Genomic DNA, 20,354 nt, shown 5'->3' with positions numbered 1-20,354 from the left:
ACGGCCCTGCGGTGCCAGCTAACGCTGACCTCCCTATTGGTACATCCCCTCAATCACACCCTTGTTATTCTCGGTAATGATTTTGCGCTTCACCTTCATCGTGGGCGTCATTTCGCCGGTTTCCACAGTCCATTGCTCGGGCAACAGGACAATTTTTTTCACCTGCTCCCACTGCGCGAAGCTCTTGTTGTACTTCTTCACCAGGCCTTCGTAGAGCTCGACTACCTTTTCGTTTTTGATAAGCTCCTCGTTCGAGGCATCGGGCACACCATTGCGCTTGCACCAGCCCTTGAGGTCGGGAAATGAGGGAATAACCAGCGCCGAGGCGAATTTCTGGTCGGCCCCGACCACCATGGCCTGCTCGATGAGTGGGTCTTCCTTCAGCTTGCCTTCGAGAACCTGCGGGGCAATGTACTTGCCGCCCGAGGTCTTGAACATCTCCTTCTTCCGGTCGGTGATTTTCAGGAATTTGCCGTTCACCAGCTCGCCAATGTCGCCGGTGTGGAACCAGCCTTCCTCGTCGAATACTTCGGCCGTGAGGTCGGGCTTGTTGTAGTAGCCCTTCATCACGGAGGCCGACTTGGTGAGGATTTCGCCGTCGGCGGCAATCTTGACTTCCATGTTGTCGATGAGCGGCCCCACGGCACCAATCATGTTGTTCTCGGGCTCATAGCCGCCCACGGCAATCACGGGGGAGGTTTCGGTGAGTCCGTAGCCCTCCATTACGTGGATGCCGGCCGCCCAGAACACGCGGGCCAGGCGCGGCTGCAGGGCGCCGCCGCCGCTCACGATACAGCGGAGATTACCACCCAGCGCCTCGCGCCACTTATTGAATATTAGCTTATTAGCCAGCGCCAGCTGGGTATTATAGAAAAAGCCCTGGTCCTTTTGGGTGTCGTATTTCAGGCCCAAATCCAGCGCCCAGAAGAACAGGCCCTTCTTCACGCCTTCCAGTTGATGGCCTTTGGCCACGATTTTATCATACACTTTCTCCAGCAAGCGCGGCACGGTGGTGAAGATTTCGGGCTTCACCTCGCGCAGGTTATCGGCGATAACCTCCATGCTTTCGGCGTAGTAGATGCTTACCCCGTTTATCATGTAGAGATAGGTCACCATGCGCTCGAAAATATGGCAGAGCGGCAGGAAGCTCAGGGCCTTATCGTTTTTCGTGACGGGCACGAAACGCTGCGAGTTGCGACAGTTGCTCAGGATGTTGTCGTGCGTCAGCATCACGCCCTTGGGCTTGCCGGTGGTGCCGCTGGTGTAGATGAGGGTGAGCAAATCATCGGGCTGCACGGCGGCTTTCAGCGGCTCCAGGTCGGCTATGTTGCCTTTTTTGCCCAGCTCCAGCAGCTCGCCGAAATGACGGGCTCCCGCTATTTTATCAAAGGTGAAAACGTTTTCGGCCGGAATGTCGAGGCCGGCGGTGGCTTCCGTCACCTTGTCGAACAGCTGCTGGTCGGCCACGAATATGGCCCGCACGCCCGCATCGGCGAAGATGTACTGGTAGTCCTCCACGGTGATGCTCGGGTACATCGGCACGCTGGTGGCCCCGATTTGGGAGATACCGAAATCAGCCAGCATCCATTCGGGCCGGTTCATGCTGATGATGGCTACTTTGTCGCCGCGCTTGAGGCCGAGCGAGGCCAAACCAAGGCTGACGAGGTTGGCCTGGTCCTGCACCTGCTGGGTGCTGATGGGCACCCACTGGCCGTCGATTTTAGAGGCCAGGGCATCGGATTTAGGGAAGTTGGCTAGTTGATGAGCCAGGATATCAAAGGCGCGGCGAACGTCCATGGGTGGGGCTGGATAAAGCGTACTGAGTGAAATTCAGCTTAAATAAAGAGCTTTTTTCTGGGCTATGCTACACAGACGCAAGCTCCACGGGGTCATTATGGCCACAAGCAAAACCAAATCGGTGGCTTAAACCGCCAAAAAGCCCGGAAACCCGGCTTTTTCGTGCGTAGTTTTGGCCCCTTGCATTTCCGTCTCCAATGAATCTGGCCCTGTTTTTTGACCCGCTGCCGGAAACGCTGACCGAGGCCGTGCCCGCGCCCACCACGCTGGCTGCTTACGCTACCCGCTTCACCGAGAATTTTCCCGACTGGCGCACCGCCGACCTGGCTCTTATCGGGCTGGACGAGTGGCGCGGCAGCGCCGCCGGTGCCCCGGCCACCGGCCACCACGGGGCCAATGAGGTGCGCCAGCGCTTCTACCAGTTGCAAAAAGGTACCGGCGCCGTACGCCTCGTCGACCTGGGCAACCTGCGCCCCGGCCTCACGCTGGAAGATACCTACCAACGCCTGCGCGAAATAATCGGGGCGCTGCTGGAAGAAAACACGGTGCCCATCCTGCTCGGCGGCAGCCACGACCTCGACTACGGCCAGTTTCTGGCCTACGAAAACCAGGACCGCGCCATCAACTTCACCATGGTGGATGCCCGGCCCGACATGGCCGAGCCCGGCCCCGGCACCCCGCCCGAAGACAGCCACCTGCGCCGCCTGCTGGTGCATGAGCCCAATTTTGTGTTCAGCCTGGCCCACCTGGCCCACCAGCAGTACCTCACGCCGCCCGAGGTGATGGTGGCGCTCGAAAAGCTGCACTTTGAAACAATGAGCGTGGGCGAGGTGCGGGCCGACCGCCGCCAGGCCGAGCCGCTGGTGCGCCAGGCTGACTTTATGAGCGTGGATATTGCCGCCCTGCGCTGGCAGGATGCGCCGGGCTACTACCCGGCCAACCCCTTCGGCCTGGGCAACGAGGAAGCTACCCAGCTCTGCTGGTACGCGGGCCACAATGAGCAGCTGAGCTCCTTCGGCCTCTACGGCTACCGCGCCAACTACGACCCGCACGGCCTGGCCGCCGCCACGCTGGCCACCATGCTCTGGTATTTCGTGGAAGGCTTCTACCACCGCAAGCCCGAAACCGGCTTCGGCACCTTCCGCTTCCTCACTTACACGGTGGTGCTGCCCGGCAACCCCGATAAGCTGGTGTTCTACAAATCGCGCCGCGCCGATAAGTGGTGGATGGAAGTGGAGCGCCTCGGCGATAACGCCGTGAAGCGCGTAGTGCCTTGCACCTACGAGGATTATCTCAACGCCTCGCAGGGCGACCTGCCGCAGCGCTGGATTCGGCTGCAGGCGTTGCTGAGCTAGGATATTATGTCAACAGAACGTCATGCTGAGCTTGTCGAAGCATCTCTACCGCGTAACTAATCAGATTTAGTATTGAGGTAGAGATGCTTCGATAAGCTCAGCATGACGCGCGTTTTTAGCATGACCGAAGAACCAAAATCCTACACCAAAAACCAGCTGGCACTGCGCAACGGCCAGGACCGCGACGAAATCTGGGTGGCCTACCAGGGCCGGATTTACGATGTGAGCCGCTCGCGGCTGTGGCGGCGCGGCAACCACTACGAGCACTGGGCCGGCCAGGACCTGACCGCCGAGCTGGACAAAGATGCCCCGCACACGGCCAATGTTTTCGATAACTTCCCCATCATTGGCCGATTAGCGTAGAACAGCCTTTTTCCTCCCTGCTACGACAAACCTTATTTCGGAACAAGCCCAGGCCTGTTCTCCTGCTATGATGACCACCGAAGCACCTTCCGAATTCAACCACCTCGAAACCCTGTCGACCACTGACCTGCTGGCGGGCATGAACCAGCTCGACCACACGGTGCCCCAAACCGTGGCCCGCGCCCTGCCCCAGATTGAGCAGCTGGTGGAGGCCACGGTGGCGCGGCTGAGCGCGGGCGGGCGGCTATTCTACATCGGCGCGGGCACCAGCGGGCGGCTGGGCGTGGTTGATGCCTCGGAATGCCCGCCCACCTTCGGCGTGCCCGCCGAGATGGTGGTGGGCATTATGGCCGGGGGCGACGGCGCCATTCGGGTAGCGGTGGAGGGAGCCGAGGACGATGCCGAACAGGCGTGGCGCGATTTGCAAACGCACCACATTGGGGCCGGCGACGTGCTGGTGGGCATTGCCGCTTCGGGCCGCACGCCCTACGTCATTGGCGGGCTGAACGCGGCGCGGGCCGCGGGCTTAGCCACGGGTTGCGTGGTGTGCAACGCTGGCTCGGCGGTGGCGGCGGCAGCCGAGTTTCCGGTGGAAGTGGTGACCGGGCCGGAATTCCTCACCGGCAGCACCCGGCTCAAAGCCGGCAGCGCCCAGAAGATGGTGCTCAATATGCTCACCACCGCCACTTTCATTCGCCTGGGCTATGTGAAGGGCAACAAGATGGTCGACATGAAGCTCTCGAACATCAAGCTGGTAGAGCGCGGCGAACGGATGCTGATGGACGAGTTGGGGATTGGCGCAGCCGAAGCCGCACAGCTACTGAAGCAGCACGGTAGCGTGCGGGCGGCCCTGACGGCACGGCTCTAGCACATGCCGTTGGCTGCACACGCCGTGCCTCCCAAATTTGGCACCTGGGTTTTGCTGCTGTCTCTGCTTCAGCTTGGGCTGTTGTTCTTGCTATATCAGCCCATGCCCGACTGGCTCGACACTCCAGCGGTTGATGTTGCTTATAATGTGCTGTTTGCCACCAGCAGCATGGTATTGGCAGGACTGGCGTACAAAGGTTTCCGATGCCGCCGGATAGGGCTGGGCGTGCTAGCAGCAATAGTGGCTTTCCCGGGCCTGGTGTTCTGGCTGACCATTTTGGCCAGCCTGTTGGCGAACCGAGCAGCGGAATAGGGGGTTTAAGCAGGAGATATTTGCTCCATCAATCCGCTTCTGAAAAAGGGCTTTCCTAGCCCACCCTGCCACCTCATGCACACCATCGAGCCCCACTACAACTGGATTGACCAGTACTCGGCCGCCGAAGACCCGCGCTCGCCGCTCTTCGAAGCCGAAAACAGCCTCGACACCTACACCAACACCATTTACGGCTACTACATCCACCCGCAGTGGGACAGCCTGGGGTCGGACACGCTGTTCTGCAAAATCCTGTTTGCAGATTACGAAACCGGTATTGCCGTCCTCGAATTCATCGGCGAGTGGAATGATGCCATCGAAAATGACATCATGGAGCTCAAGCGCAACATCGTGGATGTGCTGGTGCACGAGGGCATCCGCAAGTTCATCCTCATCGGTGAAAACGTATTCAACTTCCACGGCTCCGACGATGATTATTACGAGGAATGGTTCGAAGACGTGGAAGATGGCTGGATTGCGGGCGTGAATTTCCAGGAACACGTGCAGCGCGAAATGCGCCAGTACAACGTGGATAACTATGTCAACTTTGGCGGCGAGCTCGACGACCTGCCCTGGCGCACCTACGAGCCCCGCCGCCTCTTTGAAGTAGTAGACGGCCTGCTCAACCGCCGGCTCGGCCTACCGGAAACTACGCTTTAGAATGCACAAAAAAAAGCCTCTCCGTTGCCGGAGAGGCTTTTTTACTTGCGAAGCGGCAAGAATTACTTCTTAACTTCTTCAGCAGGAGTCTCGGTAGCAGGAGCCATCTTGTCAGCGGCATTCTCCATGGCATCCGACTTGGCATCAGCCGAGTCACGAACTGCATCAGCCTGGTTCTCCATAGCGTCAGCCTTCATTTCGCCAGCTGCTTCTACGTTGTCAGCAGCAGCTTCCATGTTCTCCTCTTTCTTGCTTTCGCAAGCGGTGAACGAGAACGAAGCAGCAGCCAGGGCGAGGAACAATACTTTTTTCATCTTGGGGTTGGGTTAAAATGGGTTGGATTTCAGTTGAATATTGAAGGCATACCGACGGTAACTCTTCAAATTTGGGGTTTTATACCAGCACGGCGCAGAGGTAACCCACCGACTGCAGGATTTATGAGGCTTTCGTGAAAATAATTTTCCGAAAGCCTCATGAATCTGCTGGTCCTGACCGGCTACTTCTTGCGGTATACGATGCCGATGGGCACGCCTCGGAAGTCGAAATGCTCGCGCATCCGGTTTTCGAGGTAGCGCGTGTAGTTGGTCTGCACGTACTGCGGCAGGTTGGCGAAGAAGGCGAACACGGGGTTGTGCGTGGGCAGCTGCGTCACGTACTTGATGCGAATCATCTTGCCCTTGAGCGCGGGCGGGCCGTACTTCTCAATCTCCTTCAGCATCACATCGTTCAGCTGCGAAGTCGGGATTTTACGGCGCTTATTATGGTACACTTCGATGGCCGTTTCGATGGCCTTGTGTACGCGTTGCTTGTTCAGCACCGAGACGAAAATGACGGGGATGTACGCGATGGGCGCAATCTTTTCCAGAATTTTCGCCTCGAAATCTTTGGACGTGTTGGTTTCCTTGTTCTCCACCAGGTCCCACTTATTCACCAGGATGACGATGCCCTTGCGATTTTTGTCGGCCAGGGTGATGATGTTCACGTCCTGGGCTTCGATGCCGCGGCTGGCATCGAGCATCACGATGCAGACGTCGCACTCCTCCAGGGCGCGCAGGCTGCGCATGTTGGCGTAGAATTCCACGTCCTCGCTCACCTTGGCTTTGCGGCGCAAACCGGCTGTATCCACCAGGATAAATTCGTTGCCGAAAGCATTGTAGCGGGCCGAAATCGAGTCGCGGGTAGTACCGGCGATGTCGGTCACGATGCTGCGGTCTTCGCCCAGCAGCAGGTTCACGAGGCTGGATTTGCCCACGTTGGGGCGGCCCACCACGGCAATGCGCGGAATCTCCGACTCCGGCTCTTCCACGCCGGGCTCCTCGAAGTTGCTCACTACGGCATCGAGCAATTCGCCGGTGCCGTGGCCGTTGGCGCTGCTCACGGCGTAGATTTCACCGTCGCCCAGGCCCAGCGAGTAGAACTCGCCCACGCCGTTGGCGCGCAGGTTGGTGTCGGCCTTGTTGGCCACCATGTAGATGGGCTTCTTGCCGATGTAGCGGCGCAGTACGTGCGCAAATTCCTCATCGAGGCCGTGCACGCCGGCTTCGGCATCTACCATGAAGAGCACCACGTCGGCCTCTTCAATGGCCAGCTTCACTTGCTTGTTGATTTCGCCCTCGAAAATATCTTCCGAATTGTGCACGTAACCACCCGTGTCAATCACGGTGAAGTTCTTGCCAATCCAGTCGCCGTAGCCGTAGTGACGGTCGCGGGTTACGCCGCTCTCGTTGTCCATGATGGCCTTGCGCTGACCCACGAGGCGGTTGAATAGCGTGGATTTGCCCACATTGGGCCGCCCCACGATGGCGATGGTGTTTTGCGTTGACATATGGTGTTGGCCCCAGCCGCCGACCCGACCTAGATTCGGCAGTGCCCGGGGTTATTTTAGTTATAGGTGGTCGGAGTTTTTCCTGATTAGCTGAAAAAGAACGTCATGCCGAGCGCAGCCGAGGCATCTCGCCCGCATCGTTCAACGATTGAGTTGCTACCACACGCGAGATGCTTCGGCTGCGCTCAGCATGACGTTCTTCTATTGGTAGCCGAACCGGCTCAGCGCCTTGGGGTCGGTGCGCCAGTTCTCGTTCACTTTCACATACATTTCGAGGAAGACTTTCTTCTGGAAAAACTTCTCCATTTCCTCGCGCGCCCAAGTGCCTACTTTTTTCAGCGCCTCGCCGCCCTGGCCGATGACGATACCTTTCTGCGAATTGCGCTCGACGTAGATGATGCCGCGAATACGGATAATATCTTCCTCTTCCTTAAACTCTTCGATAACAACTTCGCAGCTGTAGGGAATCTCCTTTTTGTAGAGCTTGAAGATTTTTTCGCGCACCATTTCGGCTGCGAAGAAGCGCTCGGGCTTGTCGGTCAGCTCATCTTTGGGGTAGTAGGGCGGGTGGACGGGCAGGCGCTCCATCACCAATTGCAGCACGCCGTCGGTACCGAAGTGGTTGAGGGCGGAGATGGGCAACACCTCGGCGGCGTTAGGCAGCTGCTCCTTCCAATAGGCCAGCTTGGCTTCCACTTCTTCCTGGTTGGCCTGGTCTATTTTGTTAACCAGCAGGATGATGGGCGTGTCCGTCATCTTGCGCAAACGCTCCACTACGGGTTCTTCGTCGTGCTTCTCGTAGATATCCGTCACGAAAAGCACCACGTCGGCGTCTTCGAGTGAGGAGTATACGAACGACATCATGGCGTTGTGCAGCTCGTACTTGGGCTGGATGATGCCGGGCGTATCGGAATAAATCAGCTGGAAATCCTCGCCGTTGAGGATGCCCAATATGCGGTGGCGCGTGGTCTGGGCCTTACTGGTAACGATGCTGAGCCGCTCGCCCACCAGCGCATTCATGAGCGTGGACTTGCCCACGTTGGGCTTGCCAATGATGCTCACAAAGCCGGCGCGGTGGGGTTTAGTTTCGGGGTTCACGAGGGATGGGTTTGATAATCAGGGCCGCAAAGGTACGAAATTTGCAGGGCAAAAGCTATGGCCGTGCCAAACATGGCCACCGCCTGCCCCGGCAACAGGCGTTTGGAATGCCGATTCGACGCCCGGCCCCGACCATAGTGCCGGCGCGCCCTTGCTCACGAAGTCAAACCAAGCCGGCGCCAAAGTGGTTGCTTAGCCACCCGCCGATAGTCCGCGCGCTGCTGTTGAACTTTGCTCCAATGAATACCCTCACTCCTGCTTCTGACACTGCGGCTGCGCCCACGCCGGCCGCGGCGGCCGCCACCATTACCGCCCGCCGCATCGGTGTGCTGCTCGTCAACCTCGGCACGCCCGACTCGCCTAACACGCCCGACGTGCGGCGCTACCTCAACGAATTTCTCACCGACGGCCGCGTGGTGGACATGCCGGCCGCCATTCGCTACCCCCTGTTTCAGGGGCTGGTAGTACCGCTACGGGCTCCCAAGTCGGCCAAGATTTACAAGGAGCTGTGGACCGAGCGTGGCTCGCCGCTGCTGTTCCACGGGCTCGACCTGCAGAAAAAGGTGCAGGCCGAGTTGGGCGAGGGCTACGTAGTGGCCTTCGGGATGCGCTACCAGAACCCCGGCGTCGAGAAGGCGCTGGAGGAGCTGCGAACCGCCAACGTGGAGCGCATCATCGTGTTGCCGCTCTTTCCGCAGTATGCCTCGGCCAGCACGGGCTCGGTGCAGGAAAAGGTGATGGAAATTGTGAAAGAATGGTGGATTGTGCCGAGCATCAGCTTCATCAGCCAGTTTGGCACCGAGCCGGGCTTCATTGCCACTATTGCCGCCCGCGGCCGGGCCGAGATGGAAAAGCAGCATTACGACCACATCGTGTTCAGCTACCACGGCATTCCCGAGCGCCACGTAAAAAAGGGCGACCCCACCAACTACTGCCGCTTCGGTAGCTGCTGCGACACCCTCACCGACCAGAACCAATACTGCTACCGCGCCCAGTGCTTCGCCACCTCGCGCCTGGTGGCCGCCGAGCTGGGTCTGGCTCCGGAGCAGTACACGGTGGCCTTCCAGAGCCGCCTGCAAAGCCGCCTGCGCGACCCCTGGCTGCAGCCCTACACCGACGAGGCGCTAAAGGAAATGCCCGCCAAAGGCATTAAACACGTGCTGGCCTTCTCCCCCGCCTTCGTGGCCGACTGCCTGGAAACGACCATCGAGGTGGGCGAGGAATTCAAGGAGCTATTCGAGGAATCGGGCGGCGAGCACTGGCAGCTGGTGCCCTCGCTGAACTCGGAGCCACAGTGGGTGGAGGCGGTGGCGACGATGGTTCGGCGCAGCTAGAGCAGCTTCCAGATTGGTGTACCCGTACACTACAGCGGTTTCCAAGTCTATGTACAGAGTTAAAAGTTGAGAGTTAAAAATCAGACGTATTGGGTTTTAACTTTTAACTCTCAACTTTTAACTGTTTTCAAAAATGTACACTGACTTGGAAACTGCTCTAACCGGGAAATTACTTTGGCCCTACCGACGTCCCCGGTAGAAGGCACTGGGGTCGTGCACCGGCGTACCGTAGAAGTCGCCATCGGGCACCGGCTCCAGGCCCAGCGCCCGCATCATGGCGGTTTCGTAGGCTCGGGTGATTTGAATTTCGACGTAGGGCGGGCAATTCAGCACGGATTCGGCGTTCAGCGCGGGCACGAATACGTTGTCGCCGTCGGCATCGAGCGAGGCTACCCCGATGGGTAGCAGAATATGATTTTCGTATTCCTTAATTTGAAAGCGGGTATCCAGCTCAATGTCCAGATAGCGCACTTTCAGGACTTCCGGGTCCACAATCAACTCGAACACGGTGCCCAGCGCCTGGCCATCGTTGCCGCGCACGGTCCAGCCACGCACATCGGGGTTGTCATCAGCCACTTCAAAGTCGGTCAGGTCGCGCAGGCGGCGCAGTATTGGGGCTTCCATATTGTGCACTAGAGAAAAGGTCGAGAATTAACGGGTGGGCTCGCTGAGTACCCGCACGGCTGCGGCGGCCTGGGTCAGGAATTGTTGGTTTTGCTGCTGGTCGGCGGCCGTGGCGCTGCGGCCCGATAGCTGGCCCGCCAGGCTCACCAGGTCGTTGGCCGCTCCTTCCAGCTCGGGGTAGGCTTTCTGCTGCATGGCCCGGATGAGGCCGGCCGCCGCCACAAAACCGGGGCGCAGGCTGATGTTGGGCTCGCCGAGGCGGCTGGTGGCGCTGGTCAGGTTGTCGCGCTGCTCCGTGATGGTGGGGTCACGCAGGTCGTCGCGGTCGGTGAGGGCCACCAGCTGGCCCGCCAGCTTTTGCAGCCCGTTCAGCGCATAGTTGGGGGCGGCCGGATTGGTGGCGGCCTGGCTCGTTAGCGACGCCGCCGCATCGGACGAAGACTCCAGGGGTGCTGCGGCCGTGGCCGAATCGTTGGCCTTCGTGGCCGCTTCCAACGTCCGCTGGGCCGTGGTATCGGCCCCCGGCCCTGCGCCGGTAGCCTCGGAGGCACCGGTGCCGGCTGGTGGGGTGGGCTCGTCGGCGGGGCTGGTTCTCAGGAAAAAATAGGCGGCCACGGCCAGCAGCACAGCTGCTAACACGACCAGCAGCCAAGGACTTGGGGCTGATTTTTTGCGTTGAATGTTGATGTCTGCCATAAATGGGATACGGGTGATGCCCCGAATTACGAAGCGCGCCGAAAAATAGTCGAATATACCCGCAAGGACGGCACAACGCGCTAATGCAGCCCGCCAGATGCCCCGCCGGGTTGCCCCAACAAATACCGTACTTGCAGCCGAGCCGCTACCCCTCCGCTGGCTTATCTGCCTCATGCCCTCGCCGCCCCCACCCAACCTTTACCTTCTGGACTTGCAGGCCCGGGGCCTGCTCCCGCCCACGCAGGCCGCAACCATCGCGGCCGCCGACCAGGCGCGGCCGTTTTCGCTGCACTATGAGCTGCGGGCGCTGCTGTACCTGGGCACTACGCTGCTGGCCGGCGGGCTGGGCGTGCTCATCTATCAGCACATCGACAGCATCGGGCACGGGGTTATCATCGCCGTTGTTGCCGGGCTCATGGCCGCTTGCCTGGGTTACGCGGCCCGGCACCGCGCCGCTTTCACCTGGGGCATAGCGCCCAAAACCTCGATTGGAGCCGACTATCTCTTAATTCTTGGCTGCCTGCTATTTGTGGTGCTGGAAAGCTACGTGCAGTATCAGTACCACATTTTTGGCGACCAGTACGGGCTGGCTACGGCGGTACCCGCGCTGGTTTTTCTGCCCCTGGCCTATTGGTTCGACCACCGCGGGGTGTTGGCCATGGGCCTCACCGCGCTGGCATCGTGGGTGGGCCTCACGGTGGCTCCGTTGGCCGTGCTCACCGAAAACGAGTTTTGGAATGACCACATTCGCGGGGCCGCCATCGGCCTGGGCCTGGTGCTGATGGCGGCCGGCTTTTACTCGGAGCACCGGGGGCGCAAGGCACATTTCGCCTTCACTTACCTGCTGCTGGGCAGCAACCTGGCGCTGGCCGCGCTGGCTACGGTGCTGCTCGATGGCATCATGCACGAGCGGTTTTTGGCTGGCATGAGTACCGCGCTGCTCATGCTTGGGCTGTGTGCCGGGTTGTTTTGGTATGCGCGGCGCACGCACTCTTATTGGTTCCTACTGTTGGCAGCGGGCTACGCTTACTTTGTTGCCAGCTGTATTTTTATTCAATTGATTTTGGCCTTGGGGGATGGCCTTATCGTGGCTGGGGCGTTCATCTATTTTCCCGCGTCGGCGCTGGCGGTGGTCTTGTTCTTTATTAATTTGAAAAACATCCTGCATGGCTCAACAGGCGCGTTTCCAGCTTCAAAATCACCTTCCGCTTCCTGACCATGCCACTGCAAGCTTATCAACCCAGTTGGGCGTTCCGCTTGGCCTTGCGAAAAAAAGCGGCGCGCTGGCAGCGCGGGCTTTTGGTGAGTTCAGCGCAACTCGAAACCATCGAAGCCGCCTATCCGCTTGATTACTACCGGCCGGCCTGGCCCTTGCGCGTGGGGATATTCCTGTTCACATGGCTGGGGCTGGGTTTAGGAGGCGGCTCTTTTTCGTTTCTGTTTCTCAACTCGTCTCCATTTATCGCAGGCGCAATATTCTGCCTGCTGAGCTTTGGCGCGCTGGAGTTGATGATAAAGGAGCAGCGATTTTACCACTGTGGGGCAGACAATGCGCTACTTTACTCCGGGCTGAGCGCCGCCATTGTATTGGTTTTCTACGCCTTCAATAAAACTGGCGCGCATTACACCGACTTCAGCCTGGGCAATCAGGCCTTGGCTCTACCGCTGCTGCTGGTACTGGCGCTGTTGGTAGTTGCCGTGCTTCGCTATGCCGATGCTTTGGTTACGGTTGCGGCCTTTGCTACCCTGCTGTTGCTGGTGGTTATTGTCAGCGCGCAAAGCAGCATCGGGCTGGCGCTGTTGCCGTTTCTGGTGATGAGTACAGCCGCGGGCAGCTTGGCGCTGTACCGCGCCCTGGCCCGCCGGATGGCCGGCACCGCTTTGGCTGACTACTACGCCAGCTGCCTGCTGGTGCTGAAAGTGCTGGCACTGGCCGTGTTTTACCTCGGCGGCAACTACCTGGTGGTGCGCGAGGGCAACGCTGAGCTACACCACCTACCTACCTCGGAGCAGGTGCCGTTTGCGGTGGTGTTCTATTTTTTCACGGCGGGCATTCCGTTCCTCTACATCGTGCTGGGCCTGCGCCGGGCCGACCGCCCCACGCTGCTGATGGGCCTGCTGGCGCTGGCATTTTCGCTTTTCACCCTGCGGCATTATCGCTCCCTGCTACCGCCCGAAATCGCCGCCGTACTGGCCGGAGCGGTGCTCACGATGGCGGCCGGCGCATTGCTGCGGGCGTTGCGCCCCGCGCGCTTCGGCCTCACCTCCCTGCCCGATGATGAGCCGCGCCACTTCAACCTCGAAAACCTGATTCAGGCTCAAACGGCCCACGCGCCCGGCGCACCCGCTGCGGGCAGCTTCGAGTTTGGGGGCGGGCAAACGGGTGGCGGCGGCGCTACCGGGCAGTTTTAAGGGTTGAGGGTTGAATGGGCTTTGTTGCCACTTACTCAACATTCAACCCTCAAAACTCAACCCTACTTATACCGCGACCGGACTATACAGCTTAGCCAAAGTAGCCACGGCGTGGTCTACCTCAGCGGCGGTGTTCATTTTGCTCATCGAGAAGCGCACCGTGGCCCGGCCGGGGTCACAGCCCAGGGCCTCCAGTACGTGCGAGCCCGTTTGGGCTCCGCTGGTACAGGCCGAGCCGCCGGAAGCTGCTATTTTGCTGATATCCAGATTAAACAGCAGCATTTCGCTGATGGCCGAGGGCGGCAGGCTCACGCTCAACACGGTGTAGAGGCTTTCGCCGGTCTGCTCCGACAAGCCGTTGAACTGCACGTCCTGAATTTCGGCCTTCAGCCTGGCAATGAACCGGTCCTTCAAGCCTTGCACGTGGGTGTGGTGGGCCGCTATATCCCGCACGGCAATCTCCAGGGCCTTGGCCAGGCCCACAATGCCGTACACGTTTTCGGTGCCCGAGCGCACGTTGCGCTCCTGCGAGCCGCCGTGAATGAGCGGCCCCACCTGCATTCCGCTGCGGGTGTAGAGAAAACCCACGCCCTTCGGCCCGTGAAACTTGTGCGCCGCGCCCACCAGAAAATGCGTTTTCAGCTGCTGCACATCGTGCCGGTAGTGCCCCATCGTCTGCACCGTATCGGTGTGGAACACGGCATCGTGCCGGGCGCAGATTTCGCCGATGGCCGCGATGTCGTTCAGGTTGCCGATTTCGTTGTTGGCGTGCATCAGGCTCACGAACGTGCGCGACTGCGTGGCCAGCATTTCTGCCAGCTGGCCCAAATCGAATCGGCCCTGCGCATCGTGCTTCAGGTAGTGCAGCTCGATTTCGCCGGACTTCGCCATCGCCTGCAAGGGGTGCAGCACCGCGTGGTGCTCCAGCTTCGAGGTAATGGCGTGCTTCAGCCCCAACGTGCGAACGCTGCCGAACGCGGCATAATTATTAGCCTCCGTGCCGCCGCTGGTGAAGGAAATTTCGGCCGGCGAGGCGTTAATCAGATGGGCAACCGTCTTGCGCGCATTCTCGATGGCAGCCCGCACCTGCCGGCCCGGCCCGTGCAGGCTGCTCGGGTTGCCGTAGTGCTGGCTCAGGAACGGGAGCATGGCCGCCAGCACTTCCGGGTCGAGGGGCGTGGTGGCCGCGTTGTCAAAATAAACGAAAGCAGGGGCGGTTGGAGTCATCTGAAGAGGTAAAAGCAAGCCGCCGGACGTGGGTGCGCCCGGCAGCCGGAATTATCGGTATTGTAATTCTACAAACCTCGCGATTTGGACCGAAACCAGCCCAATGCACTACTACTATAAACCATTGACAAGCATAGGCTAGGCCTTCTGCGCAATAATTTCCTTGATATCACCAATAATTTTCTGGGCCAGGTAGTCGGCCGTCGCGTTGGAGTCCGACTCGGCATAGATGCGGATAATCGGCTCGGTGTTGGACTTGCGCAGGTGCACCCACTCTTTATCAAACTCGATTTTCACCCCGTCAATCGTATTCACCGGCTGCTTGGCGTAGCGCTGCTCCATCCTGGTCAGCACGTCGTCGGTGTTGATATCCGGCGTCAGCTCAATCTTATTCTTGGAGATGAAATAGCCCGGATACGAGTTGCGCAGACGGCTCACCGTGAGGCCCGATTTAGCCAAATGCGTCAGGAAAAGGGCAATGCCCACCAGGGCATCGCGGCCGTAGTGCAGCTCGGGGTAGATGATGCCGCCGTTGCCTTCGCCGCCAATCACGGCGTTGGTTTCCTTCATTTTGGTCACCACGTTCACCTCGCCCACGGCGGCGGCGGCGTAGCTGCCGCCGGCTTTTTCAGTCACGTCGCGCAGGGCGCGGGTGCTGCTCAGGTTGCTCACGGTATTGCCGCCGCCCAGCGCTTTCAGCACGTAGTCGGCCACGGCCACCAGCGTGTATTCTTCGCCGAACATCTCGCCGTTTTCGCTCACCAGGGCGAGGCGGTCCACGTCGGGGTCTACCACGATGCCGAGGTCGAAGCCGCCTTTTTCCAGCACCTTGGCAATGTCGCGCAGGTGCTCGGGCAGCGGCTCGGGGTTGTGGGCAAAGTCGCCGGTGGGCTCGCAGTGCAGCTTCTCAATGGTCGTCACGCCCAGCGCTTCCAGCATCTGCGGCACGGCGAAGCCGCCCGAAGAATTCACGGCATCCACCACCACCCGGAAATTGCGGGCCCGAATGGCTTCCACATCCACCAGCGGAAGCGCAAGAATGGCTTCAATGTGCTTTTGGAGAAAGGTATTGTCGGTGGTGTATTGCCCGAGCTTGGTTACGGGCGCGAAGTCGAAGTCTTCGTTTTCGGCCGAGGCCAGCACCCGCTGCCCGTCGGCTTCCGAAATAAATTCGCCGGTGGCGTTCAGCAATTTTAGCGCGTTCCACTGCTTGGGGTTGTGCGAGGCGGTGAGGATGATGCCACCGGCCGCATTTTTGGCCGGCACGGCCATTTCTACCGTCGGCGTGGTACTCAGGCCCAGGTCGCACACGTCGAGGCCCAGGCCTTGCAGCGTGGCGGCCACCAGGCGGCTCACCATGTCGCCCGAAATGCGGGCATCGCGGCCAATAATAATAAGCTTGCTGTCGGTGGCCTGAGTTTTCACCCACGTGCCGTAGGCGGCGGCGTATTTCACCACATCAAGCGGGGTGAGGCCCTGCCCCACCGGGCCGCCAATAGTGCCCCGAATGCCGGAGATAGATTTTATTAAAGTCACGGAGTAGTTTTTTTGAAAGACCAAAATTAGGCATTAGTGAGCAGTTGGCGACGCGGGTATTTATCTTTGGAACAATGGAAAACCTCAATCCTCTACTTAACCCCTTGCTTATCAGTGACCGTCGGCCCGCGCAGCTCGAAGCCTTCGGCCGCCTGCTCGATGTGCTGGACCGCCTCCGCACCGAGTGCCCCTGGGATAAGAAGCAAACCCTGCAAACCCTGCGCCACCTCACCATCGAGGAAACCTACGAAATCAGCGATGCCATTTTGCGCGACGACCTGCCCGACCTGAAAAAGGAATTGGGCGACGTGATGCTGCACCTGATTTTTTACGCCCGCATCGCCGCCGAAAAAGGCGCGTTCGACATTGCCGACGTTCTCAATGCCCAATGCGAAAAGCTTATCTACCGCCACCCCCACATCTACGGCGATGTGCAGGCCGATGATGAGGACACCGTAAAGCGCAACTGGGAGCAGCTCAAACTCAAAGAAAAAGGCAGCGCCACGGGCGTGCTCAGCGGCGTACCCACCTCCCTGCCGGCCTTGGTGAAGGCCATGCGCATTCAGGAAAAAGCCCGCGGGGCCGGCTTCGATTGGGAGCAGCCCGAACAGGTGTGGGACAAGGTGCAGGAAGAACTGAAAGAGTTTGGCGATGAGTACGGCCACGGCCAGGCCGACAAAATGAACGCCGAGAAAGCCGCCGATGAGTTCGGTGATTTACTTTTTTCGCTGGTCAATTTTGCCCGCTTCGCCGGCATCAACCCCGAGGAAGCACTGGAACGCACCAACCGCAAGTTTATCAGTCGCTTTCACTATCTCGAAACCGCCGCCGCGGCTAATAATGAGCGCCTCGCCGACCTCACCCTGGCCCAGATGGACGTGTACTGGGAACAGGCCAAACGCCACCTTGCCCAACCCGAAACCCGTAATTAGCGTTGGCAGCTTTCAACCTGCTTTACTGACCATGGCTGGGCTTTAGTCAAGTTTTCTTTGGTCAGCCCGCACTTTTTGGCTAGGTTTGCCTAGCCAAGAGGAATCGGGGGGCAGTTCGGACTTCGATAAGTGCTATTAACAGTCCTTTCACAGCGGGATTTTTTCATTGCCTTGCGAAGCACTTGGTGCTCCTAACCAACTTTTTGCTTTTTCTTTACCCAATCAATTCAACTACTTCACTCAACAACCCCCAAACAATCCGGAATAATGGAACAGAAAAATGCCATGAATACGAGCCCACGGCCCGCCGCAACGGCCGCCAAAGCCGAAGCCCAAAGCAGCGGTGGTTCCTCGCTGTTCTCCGTCCTGGTTATTATCCTGGCGTTCATCGTCAGTGTTGTCGTTTACAAATTTGTCCTCGGTGACGGCAGTCACTTTCAGGGCGGCGACAACAAAAACAATCCTCTGCCCGGTGATTACCTCGGCATTGTGTACAAGGGCGGTGTTGTCGTACCCGTGCTGATGTCTATGTTGCTTTGCGTGATTACATTCTCCATCGAGCGGATGCTCACCATTGGCAAAGCCAAAGGCACCAAGAGCATTGAGTCCTTCGTACGCACCGTGCGGCAGAAACTGAATGCCAATGACATCAATGGTGCCCTCGTTGCCTGCGACCAGCAGAAAGGCTCGGTAGCCAACGTGGTGAAAGCCGGCCTGATGAAATACAACGAAATGTCGCGTGAAACCGGCATGGCCACGGACCAGAAGGTCCTCGCCATCCAGAAAGAAATCGAAGAGAGCACCGCGCTCGAATTGCCCATGCTGGAGAAGAACCTGGTTATCATCTCGACCTTGGCTTCCATCGCCACGCTGACGGGTCTGCTCGGCACCGTATTCGGCATGATTAACGCCTTTGCCGCTCTGGCACAGGCCGGTAGCCCCGATGCAGTAGCCCTGGCAAACGGTATTTCGGAAGCCCTGATTAACACGGCTCTCGGTATCGGTACTTCGGCCCTCGCCATTGTAGCCTACAACTACTTCACCAGCAAAATTGATGAGCTGACGTACAGCATCGACGAGGCTGGTTTCAGCATCATCCAGACCTTTGCCGGTCAGCATGGCAACAATGCGAACGCGGGTCAGCCGGTTCGGACGGTTTAATTCCGTCTTTCACTGATGCACTAAAATGCGGGGCTATTCGTTCTGGAAAACCGAACGAATAGCCCCCTTTTAACCCCACCTCGCAATGCCTAAAGTAAAACCGCACCGTACCTCGCCGTCGCTCGATATGACGCCGATGGTGGACCTGGCCTTCTTGCTGGTGACATTTTTCATGCTCACCACCAAGTTTGCCCCCGAAGAGACGGTGGTAGTGGACACGCCATCGTCTATCTCGGAAATTAAGCTACCCGAGAGCAACGTGATTACGCTGACCATCGACAACAAAAAGCGCGTGTTTTTTGGGGTTGATGACACGAAAACCAAGATTCAAGCCTTACAGAAGGTCGCTGCCAAATACGGTGTCAACTTCACCGCGGCACAGGCCAAGGAGTTCGGCAACCTGCCCAACTTCGGCCTGCCAATCAACCAGCTTGGCTCTTACCTCAATGTGGAGAAAGAAGAGCGCAAGCAGCTAAATGCGCAGCAGCCCGGCGTCCCCATTGATTCGCTCAACAACCAGCTTATTGATTGGGTAATAGAAGCTCGCAAGGCAAATCAGGCTCTTTTTAAGAAGCCCACCTACATCGCTATCAAAGGCGATGGCAACGCTGATGTACCTACGGTGCAGGCAGTCATCAAGCTTTTACAGGAACGCGACATCAACCGTTTCAACCTTATCACGGACCTGGAGAATCGGCCGGTAGCCGCTGCTCGGTAAATCCAAGCAGGCCGCGCAAGCCAGTCATTTCCCCATCCATTCACTTCAGTAAATCCCATGGCAGAAATTCAAGGAAAAGCCGATTCCGGTGGGAAAGGTGGGAAGAAACGGGCCAAAAAAATGTCGACCAAAATCGACATGACACCGATGGTGGACCTGGCCTTTCTACTGCTCACCTTCTTTATGCTGACCACCACCTTCGCCAAGCCCAACGTGATGCAGCTCACGATGCCGGTGAAGAAGACCGACGACGTAGAGGACACCAAAATCAAGAACTCGCAGGCCATGACTATCCTTCTAGGCAAGGATAATAAGGCATACTACTACTACGGCATGAACACGCCGACTGACCCTACGGTACCGAAGCCGGAACTGAAGGTGACGAACTATTCGGCCAACGGTATCCGTCAGATTATCATGACGCGGCAGCGCCAGCAGCCAGAACCTATCATTCTCATCAAAGCAACCGAAGACGCCAAGTATAAAAACATGGTGGACATTCTGGACGAGATGAATATCACGAACCAGAAGAAGTACGCGCTGGTGAAAATACCGCAAGTAGACCTGGAGCTTATTAAAGAATCCGCCTTATGATGGATAACGCGCAAATTGCCAAGGCCAGCCTAAACGACATCGTTTTTGAGGGCCGTAATAAGGCATACGGAGCATACGTGCTGCGCCGCTTGTACCAGCGGCACGTCACGCGGGCCCTGGTTATTGCCACTTCGGTGTTTTTGCTGCTGATTGCGTTTCCGCTCATTTCGCAGTACCTGAAAGACAGGCTGCCAAAAGAGCCGAAAAAGAACCTGCAGGTAAACGAGTTGATGGAGGCCCCGCCTCTGGACGACACCAAACCCCCGCCACCCCCGCCACCACCCGAGGCTCCGCCACCCCCGCCCCCCAAGCTTACCACCATCAAATTCACCCCTCCCGTGGTGAAAAAGGATGAGGAAGTGAAGAAGGAAGAGGTTCCGGACCAGGAAGAGCTGAAAGACAAGACCGTAGCTACCGTGACCGTTAAAGGCAACATGGATGCCCCTGACCTGTCGGAGCTTTCCGGTACCGGCGACAAAGTGGTTGAGGAAGTTGTAGAAAACAAAGTCTACACCTACGTGGAACAAATGCCGCAGCTGCCCGGTGGTGGTGGTAACGGGGCTATCGTGAATGCCATTCAGAAAGCGGTAAAATATCCTTCGCTGGCACTCCGCAACCAAGTAGAAGGCCGCATCTTCGTTAGCTTCACGGTGAATCCGCAGGGCGACGTTTCGGATGTGAAAGTGGTGAAGGGCCTGGGTTCTGGCCTGGACGAGGAGACGATTCGGGCCGTGAAAACGCTCCCTAAGTTTATCCCCGGCAAGCAGAATGGTCGTGCGGTAAGCGTATCGTTTACGGTGCCGATTACCTTCAAAATTCAATAGTTCCCGACACTGGCTTCG

21 protein-coding genes are annotated in these 20,354 nt (G+C 58.5%); 13 read left to right on the top strand and 8 right to left on the bottom strand.

The features are described 5' to 3' along the window. Nucleotides 1-33: 33 nt before the first annotated feature. A complete protein-coding gene (locus tag ABD819_RS16630) occupies nt 34-1,797 on the bottom strand; it encodes an AMP-dependent synthetase/ligase (RefSeq protein ID WP_345126077.1) in 1,764 nt (587 codons plus the stop codon). 197 nt (nt 1,798-1,994) lie between these two features. Here ABD819_RS16630 and ABD819_RS16625 point away from each other — a divergent pair, with 197 nt between their 5' ends. The 5 genes from ABD819_RS16625 to ABD819_RS16605 all read left to right on the top strand — a co-directional run bounded on the left by ABD819_RS16625 (nt 1,995) and on the right by ABD819_RS16605 (nt 5,355). Continuing rightward, a complete protein-coding gene (locus ABD819_RS16625; RefSeq protein ID WP_345126075.1) occupies nt 1,995-3,152 on the top strand; it encodes a formimidoylglutamase in 1,158 nt (385 codons plus the stop codon). A 102-nt stretch (nt 3,153-3,254) separates the two neighbouring features. Then, nucleotides 3,255-3,515 carry a cytochrome b5 domain-containing protein gene (locus tag ABD819_RS16620; RefSeq protein WP_345126073.1) on the top strand — a complete coding sequence of 87 codons (261 nt, stop codon included), beginning with the start codon at nt 3,255-3,257 and terminating at the stop codon, nt 3,513-3,515. Between the two features lie 70 nt (nt 3,516-3,585). After that, nucleotides 3,586-4,383 carry an N-acetylmuramic acid 6-phosphate etherase gene (murQ, locus tag ABD819_RS16615; RefSeq protein WP_345126116.1) on the top strand — a complete coding sequence of 266 codons (798 nt, stop codon included), beginning with the start codon at nt 3,586-3,588 and terminating at the stop codon, nt 4,381-4,383. A 102-nt stretch (nt 4,384-4,485) separates the two neighbouring features. After that, on the top strand, nt 4,486-4,695 hold the full coding sequence (locus ABD819_RS16610) for a hypothetical protein (RefSeq protein ID WP_345126072.1): 210 nt from the start codon (nt 4,486-4,488) through the stop codon (nt 4,693-4,695). A gap of 75 nt (nt 4,696-4,770) precedes the next feature. Next, nucleotides 4,771-5,355, top strand: a complete 585-nt coding sequence (locus ABD819_RS16605; RefSeq protein WP_345126070.1) for a hypothetical protein — start codon at nt 4,771-4,773, stop codon at nt 5,353-5,355. A gap of 62 nt (nt 5,356-5,417) precedes the next feature. Here ABD819_RS16605 and ABD819_RS16600 read toward each other — a convergent pair whose 3' ends face one another. The 3 genes from ABD819_RS16600 to era all read right to left on the bottom strand — a co-directional run bounded on the left by ABD819_RS16600 (nt 5,418) and on the right by era (nt 8,278). Further along, nucleotides 5,418-5,669 (bottom strand): hypothetical protein, encoded by a 252-nt coding sequence (locus ABD819_RS16600; RefSeq protein WP_345126068.1) that lies wholly within the window; start codon nt 5,667-5,669, stop codon nt 5,418-5,420. Nucleotides 5,670-5,851: 182 nt separating this feature from the next. Beyond that, nucleotides 5,852-7,180 carry a ribosome biogenesis GTPase Der gene (gene der, locus ABD819_RS16595; RefSeq protein WP_345126067.1) on the bottom strand — a complete coding sequence of 443 codons (1,329 nt, stop codon included), beginning with the start codon at nt 7,178-7,180 and terminating at the stop codon, nt 5,852-5,854. Nucleotides 7,181-7,381: 201 nt separating this feature from the next. Further along, nucleotides 7,382-8,278, bottom strand: coding sequence for a GTPase Era (gene era, locus ABD819_RS16590; protein WP_345126065.1), 897 nt, complete (start codon nt 8,276-8,278; stop codon nt 7,382-7,384). A 239-nt stretch (nt 8,279-8,517) separates the two neighbouring features. Between era and hemH the strand changes: the two genes are divergently transcribed. Continuing rightward, nucleotides 8,518-9,612: a ferrochelatase gene (gene hemH / locus ABD819_RS16585; RefSeq protein ID WP_345126062.1), complete on the top strand. Its 1,095-nt coding sequence runs from the start codon at nt 8,518-8,520 to the stop codon at nt 9,610-9,612. Between the two features lie 180 nt (nt 9,613-9,792). On the opposite strand, the gene ABD819_RS16580 is transcribed toward hemH, so the two are convergent. Continuing rightward, entirely contained in the window at nt 9,793-10,236 is a 444-nt protein-coding gene (locus tag ABD819_RS16580; RefSeq protein ID WP_345126060.1) for a PRC-barrel domain-containing protein, read from the bottom strand. 27 nt (nt 10,237-10,263) lie between these two features. Next, complete coding sequence (locus tag ABD819_RS16575; RefSeq protein WP_345126057.1) at nt 10,264-10,932, bottom strand: hypothetical protein; 669 nt, start codon at nt 10,930-10,932, stop codon at nt 10,264-10,266. Nucleotides 10,933-11,104: 172 nt separating this feature from the next. Here ABD819_RS16575 and ABD819_RS16570 point away from each other — a divergent pair, with 172 nt between their 5' ends. Both ABD819_RS16570 and ABD819_RS16565 read left to right on the top strand, forming a co-directional pair. After that, complete coding sequence (locus ABD819_RS16570) at nt 11,105-12,148, top strand: DUF2157 domain-containing protein (RefSeq protein WP_345126056.1); 1,044 nt, start codon at nt 11,105-11,107, stop codon at nt 12,146-12,148. Nucleotides 12,149-12,234: 86 nt separating this feature from the next. After that, complete coding sequence (locus ABD819_RS16565) at nt 12,235-13,344, top strand: hypothetical protein (RefSeq protein ID WP_345126054.1); 1,110 nt, start codon at nt 12,235-12,237, stop codon at nt 13,342-13,344. Nucleotides 13,345-13,410: 66 nt separating this feature from the next. Here the strand turns inward: ABD819_RS16565 and ABD819_RS16560 are convergent, their stop codons facing one another. Together ABD819_RS16560 and glmM are read right to left on the bottom strand one after the other, a co-directional pair. After that, nucleotides 13,411-14,571, bottom strand: coding sequence for a cysteine desulfurase family protein (locus ABD819_RS16560; RefSeq protein WP_345126052.1), 1,161 nt, complete (start codon nt 14,569-14,571; stop codon nt 13,411-13,413). Nucleotides 14,572-14,709: 138 nt separating this feature from the next. Beyond that, a complete protein-coding gene (gene glmM / locus ABD819_RS16555) occupies nt 14,710-16,107 on the bottom strand; it encodes a phosphoglucosamine mutase (protein ID WP_345126050.1) in 1,398 nt (465 codons plus the stop codon). Nucleotides 16,108-16,181: 74 nt separating this feature from the next. Between glmM and mazG the strand changes: the two genes are divergently transcribed. The 5 genes from mazG to ABD819_RS16530 all read left to right on the top strand — a co-directional run bounded on the left by mazG (nt 16,182) and on the right by ABD819_RS16530 (nt 20,336). Then, nucleotides 16,182-17,039, top strand: coding sequence for a nucleoside triphosphate pyrophosphohydrolase (gene mazG / locus ABD819_RS16550; RefSeq protein ID WP_345126048.1), 858 nt, complete (start codon nt 16,182-16,184; stop codon nt 17,037-17,039). Between the two features lie 267 nt (nt 17,040-17,306). Further along, nucleotides 17,307-18,200 carry a MotA/TolQ/ExbB proton channel family protein gene (locus ABD819_RS16545; protein ID WP_425554028.1) on the top strand — a complete coding sequence of 298 codons (894 nt, stop codon included), beginning with the start codon at nt 17,307-17,309 and terminating at the stop codon, nt 18,198-18,200. A gap of 85 nt (nt 18,201-18,285) precedes the next feature. After that, complete coding sequence (locus ABD819_RS16540; RefSeq protein WP_345126047.1) at nt 18,286-18,918, top strand: ExbD/TolR family protein; 633 nt, start codon at nt 18,286-18,288, stop codon at nt 18,916-18,918. Between the two features lie 57 nt (nt 18,919-18,975). Next, nucleotides 18,976-19,512 (top strand): ExbD/TolR family protein, encoded by a 537-nt coding sequence (locus ABD819_RS16535; protein WP_345126045.1) that lies wholly within the window; start codon nt 18,976-18,978, stop codon nt 19,510-19,512. Continuing rightward, nucleotides 19,509-20,336, top strand: coding sequence for an energy transducer TonB (locus ABD819_RS16530; protein WP_345126043.1), 828 nt, complete (start codon nt 19,509-19,511; stop codon nt 20,334-20,336). Before ABD819_RS16535 ends, ABD819_RS16530 begins: the two co-directional genes overlap by 4 nt. Nucleotides 20,337-20,354 lie beyond the last annotated feature (18 nt).

The sequence above is a fragment of the Hymenobacter antarcticus genome (genome assembly GCF_039539545.1).
GTDB lineage: Bacteria > Bacteroidota > Bacteroidia > Cytophagales > Hymenobacteraceae > Hymenobacter > Hymenobacter antarcticus.
This window is presented reverse-complemented; position numbering and strand designations above follow the sequence as displayed.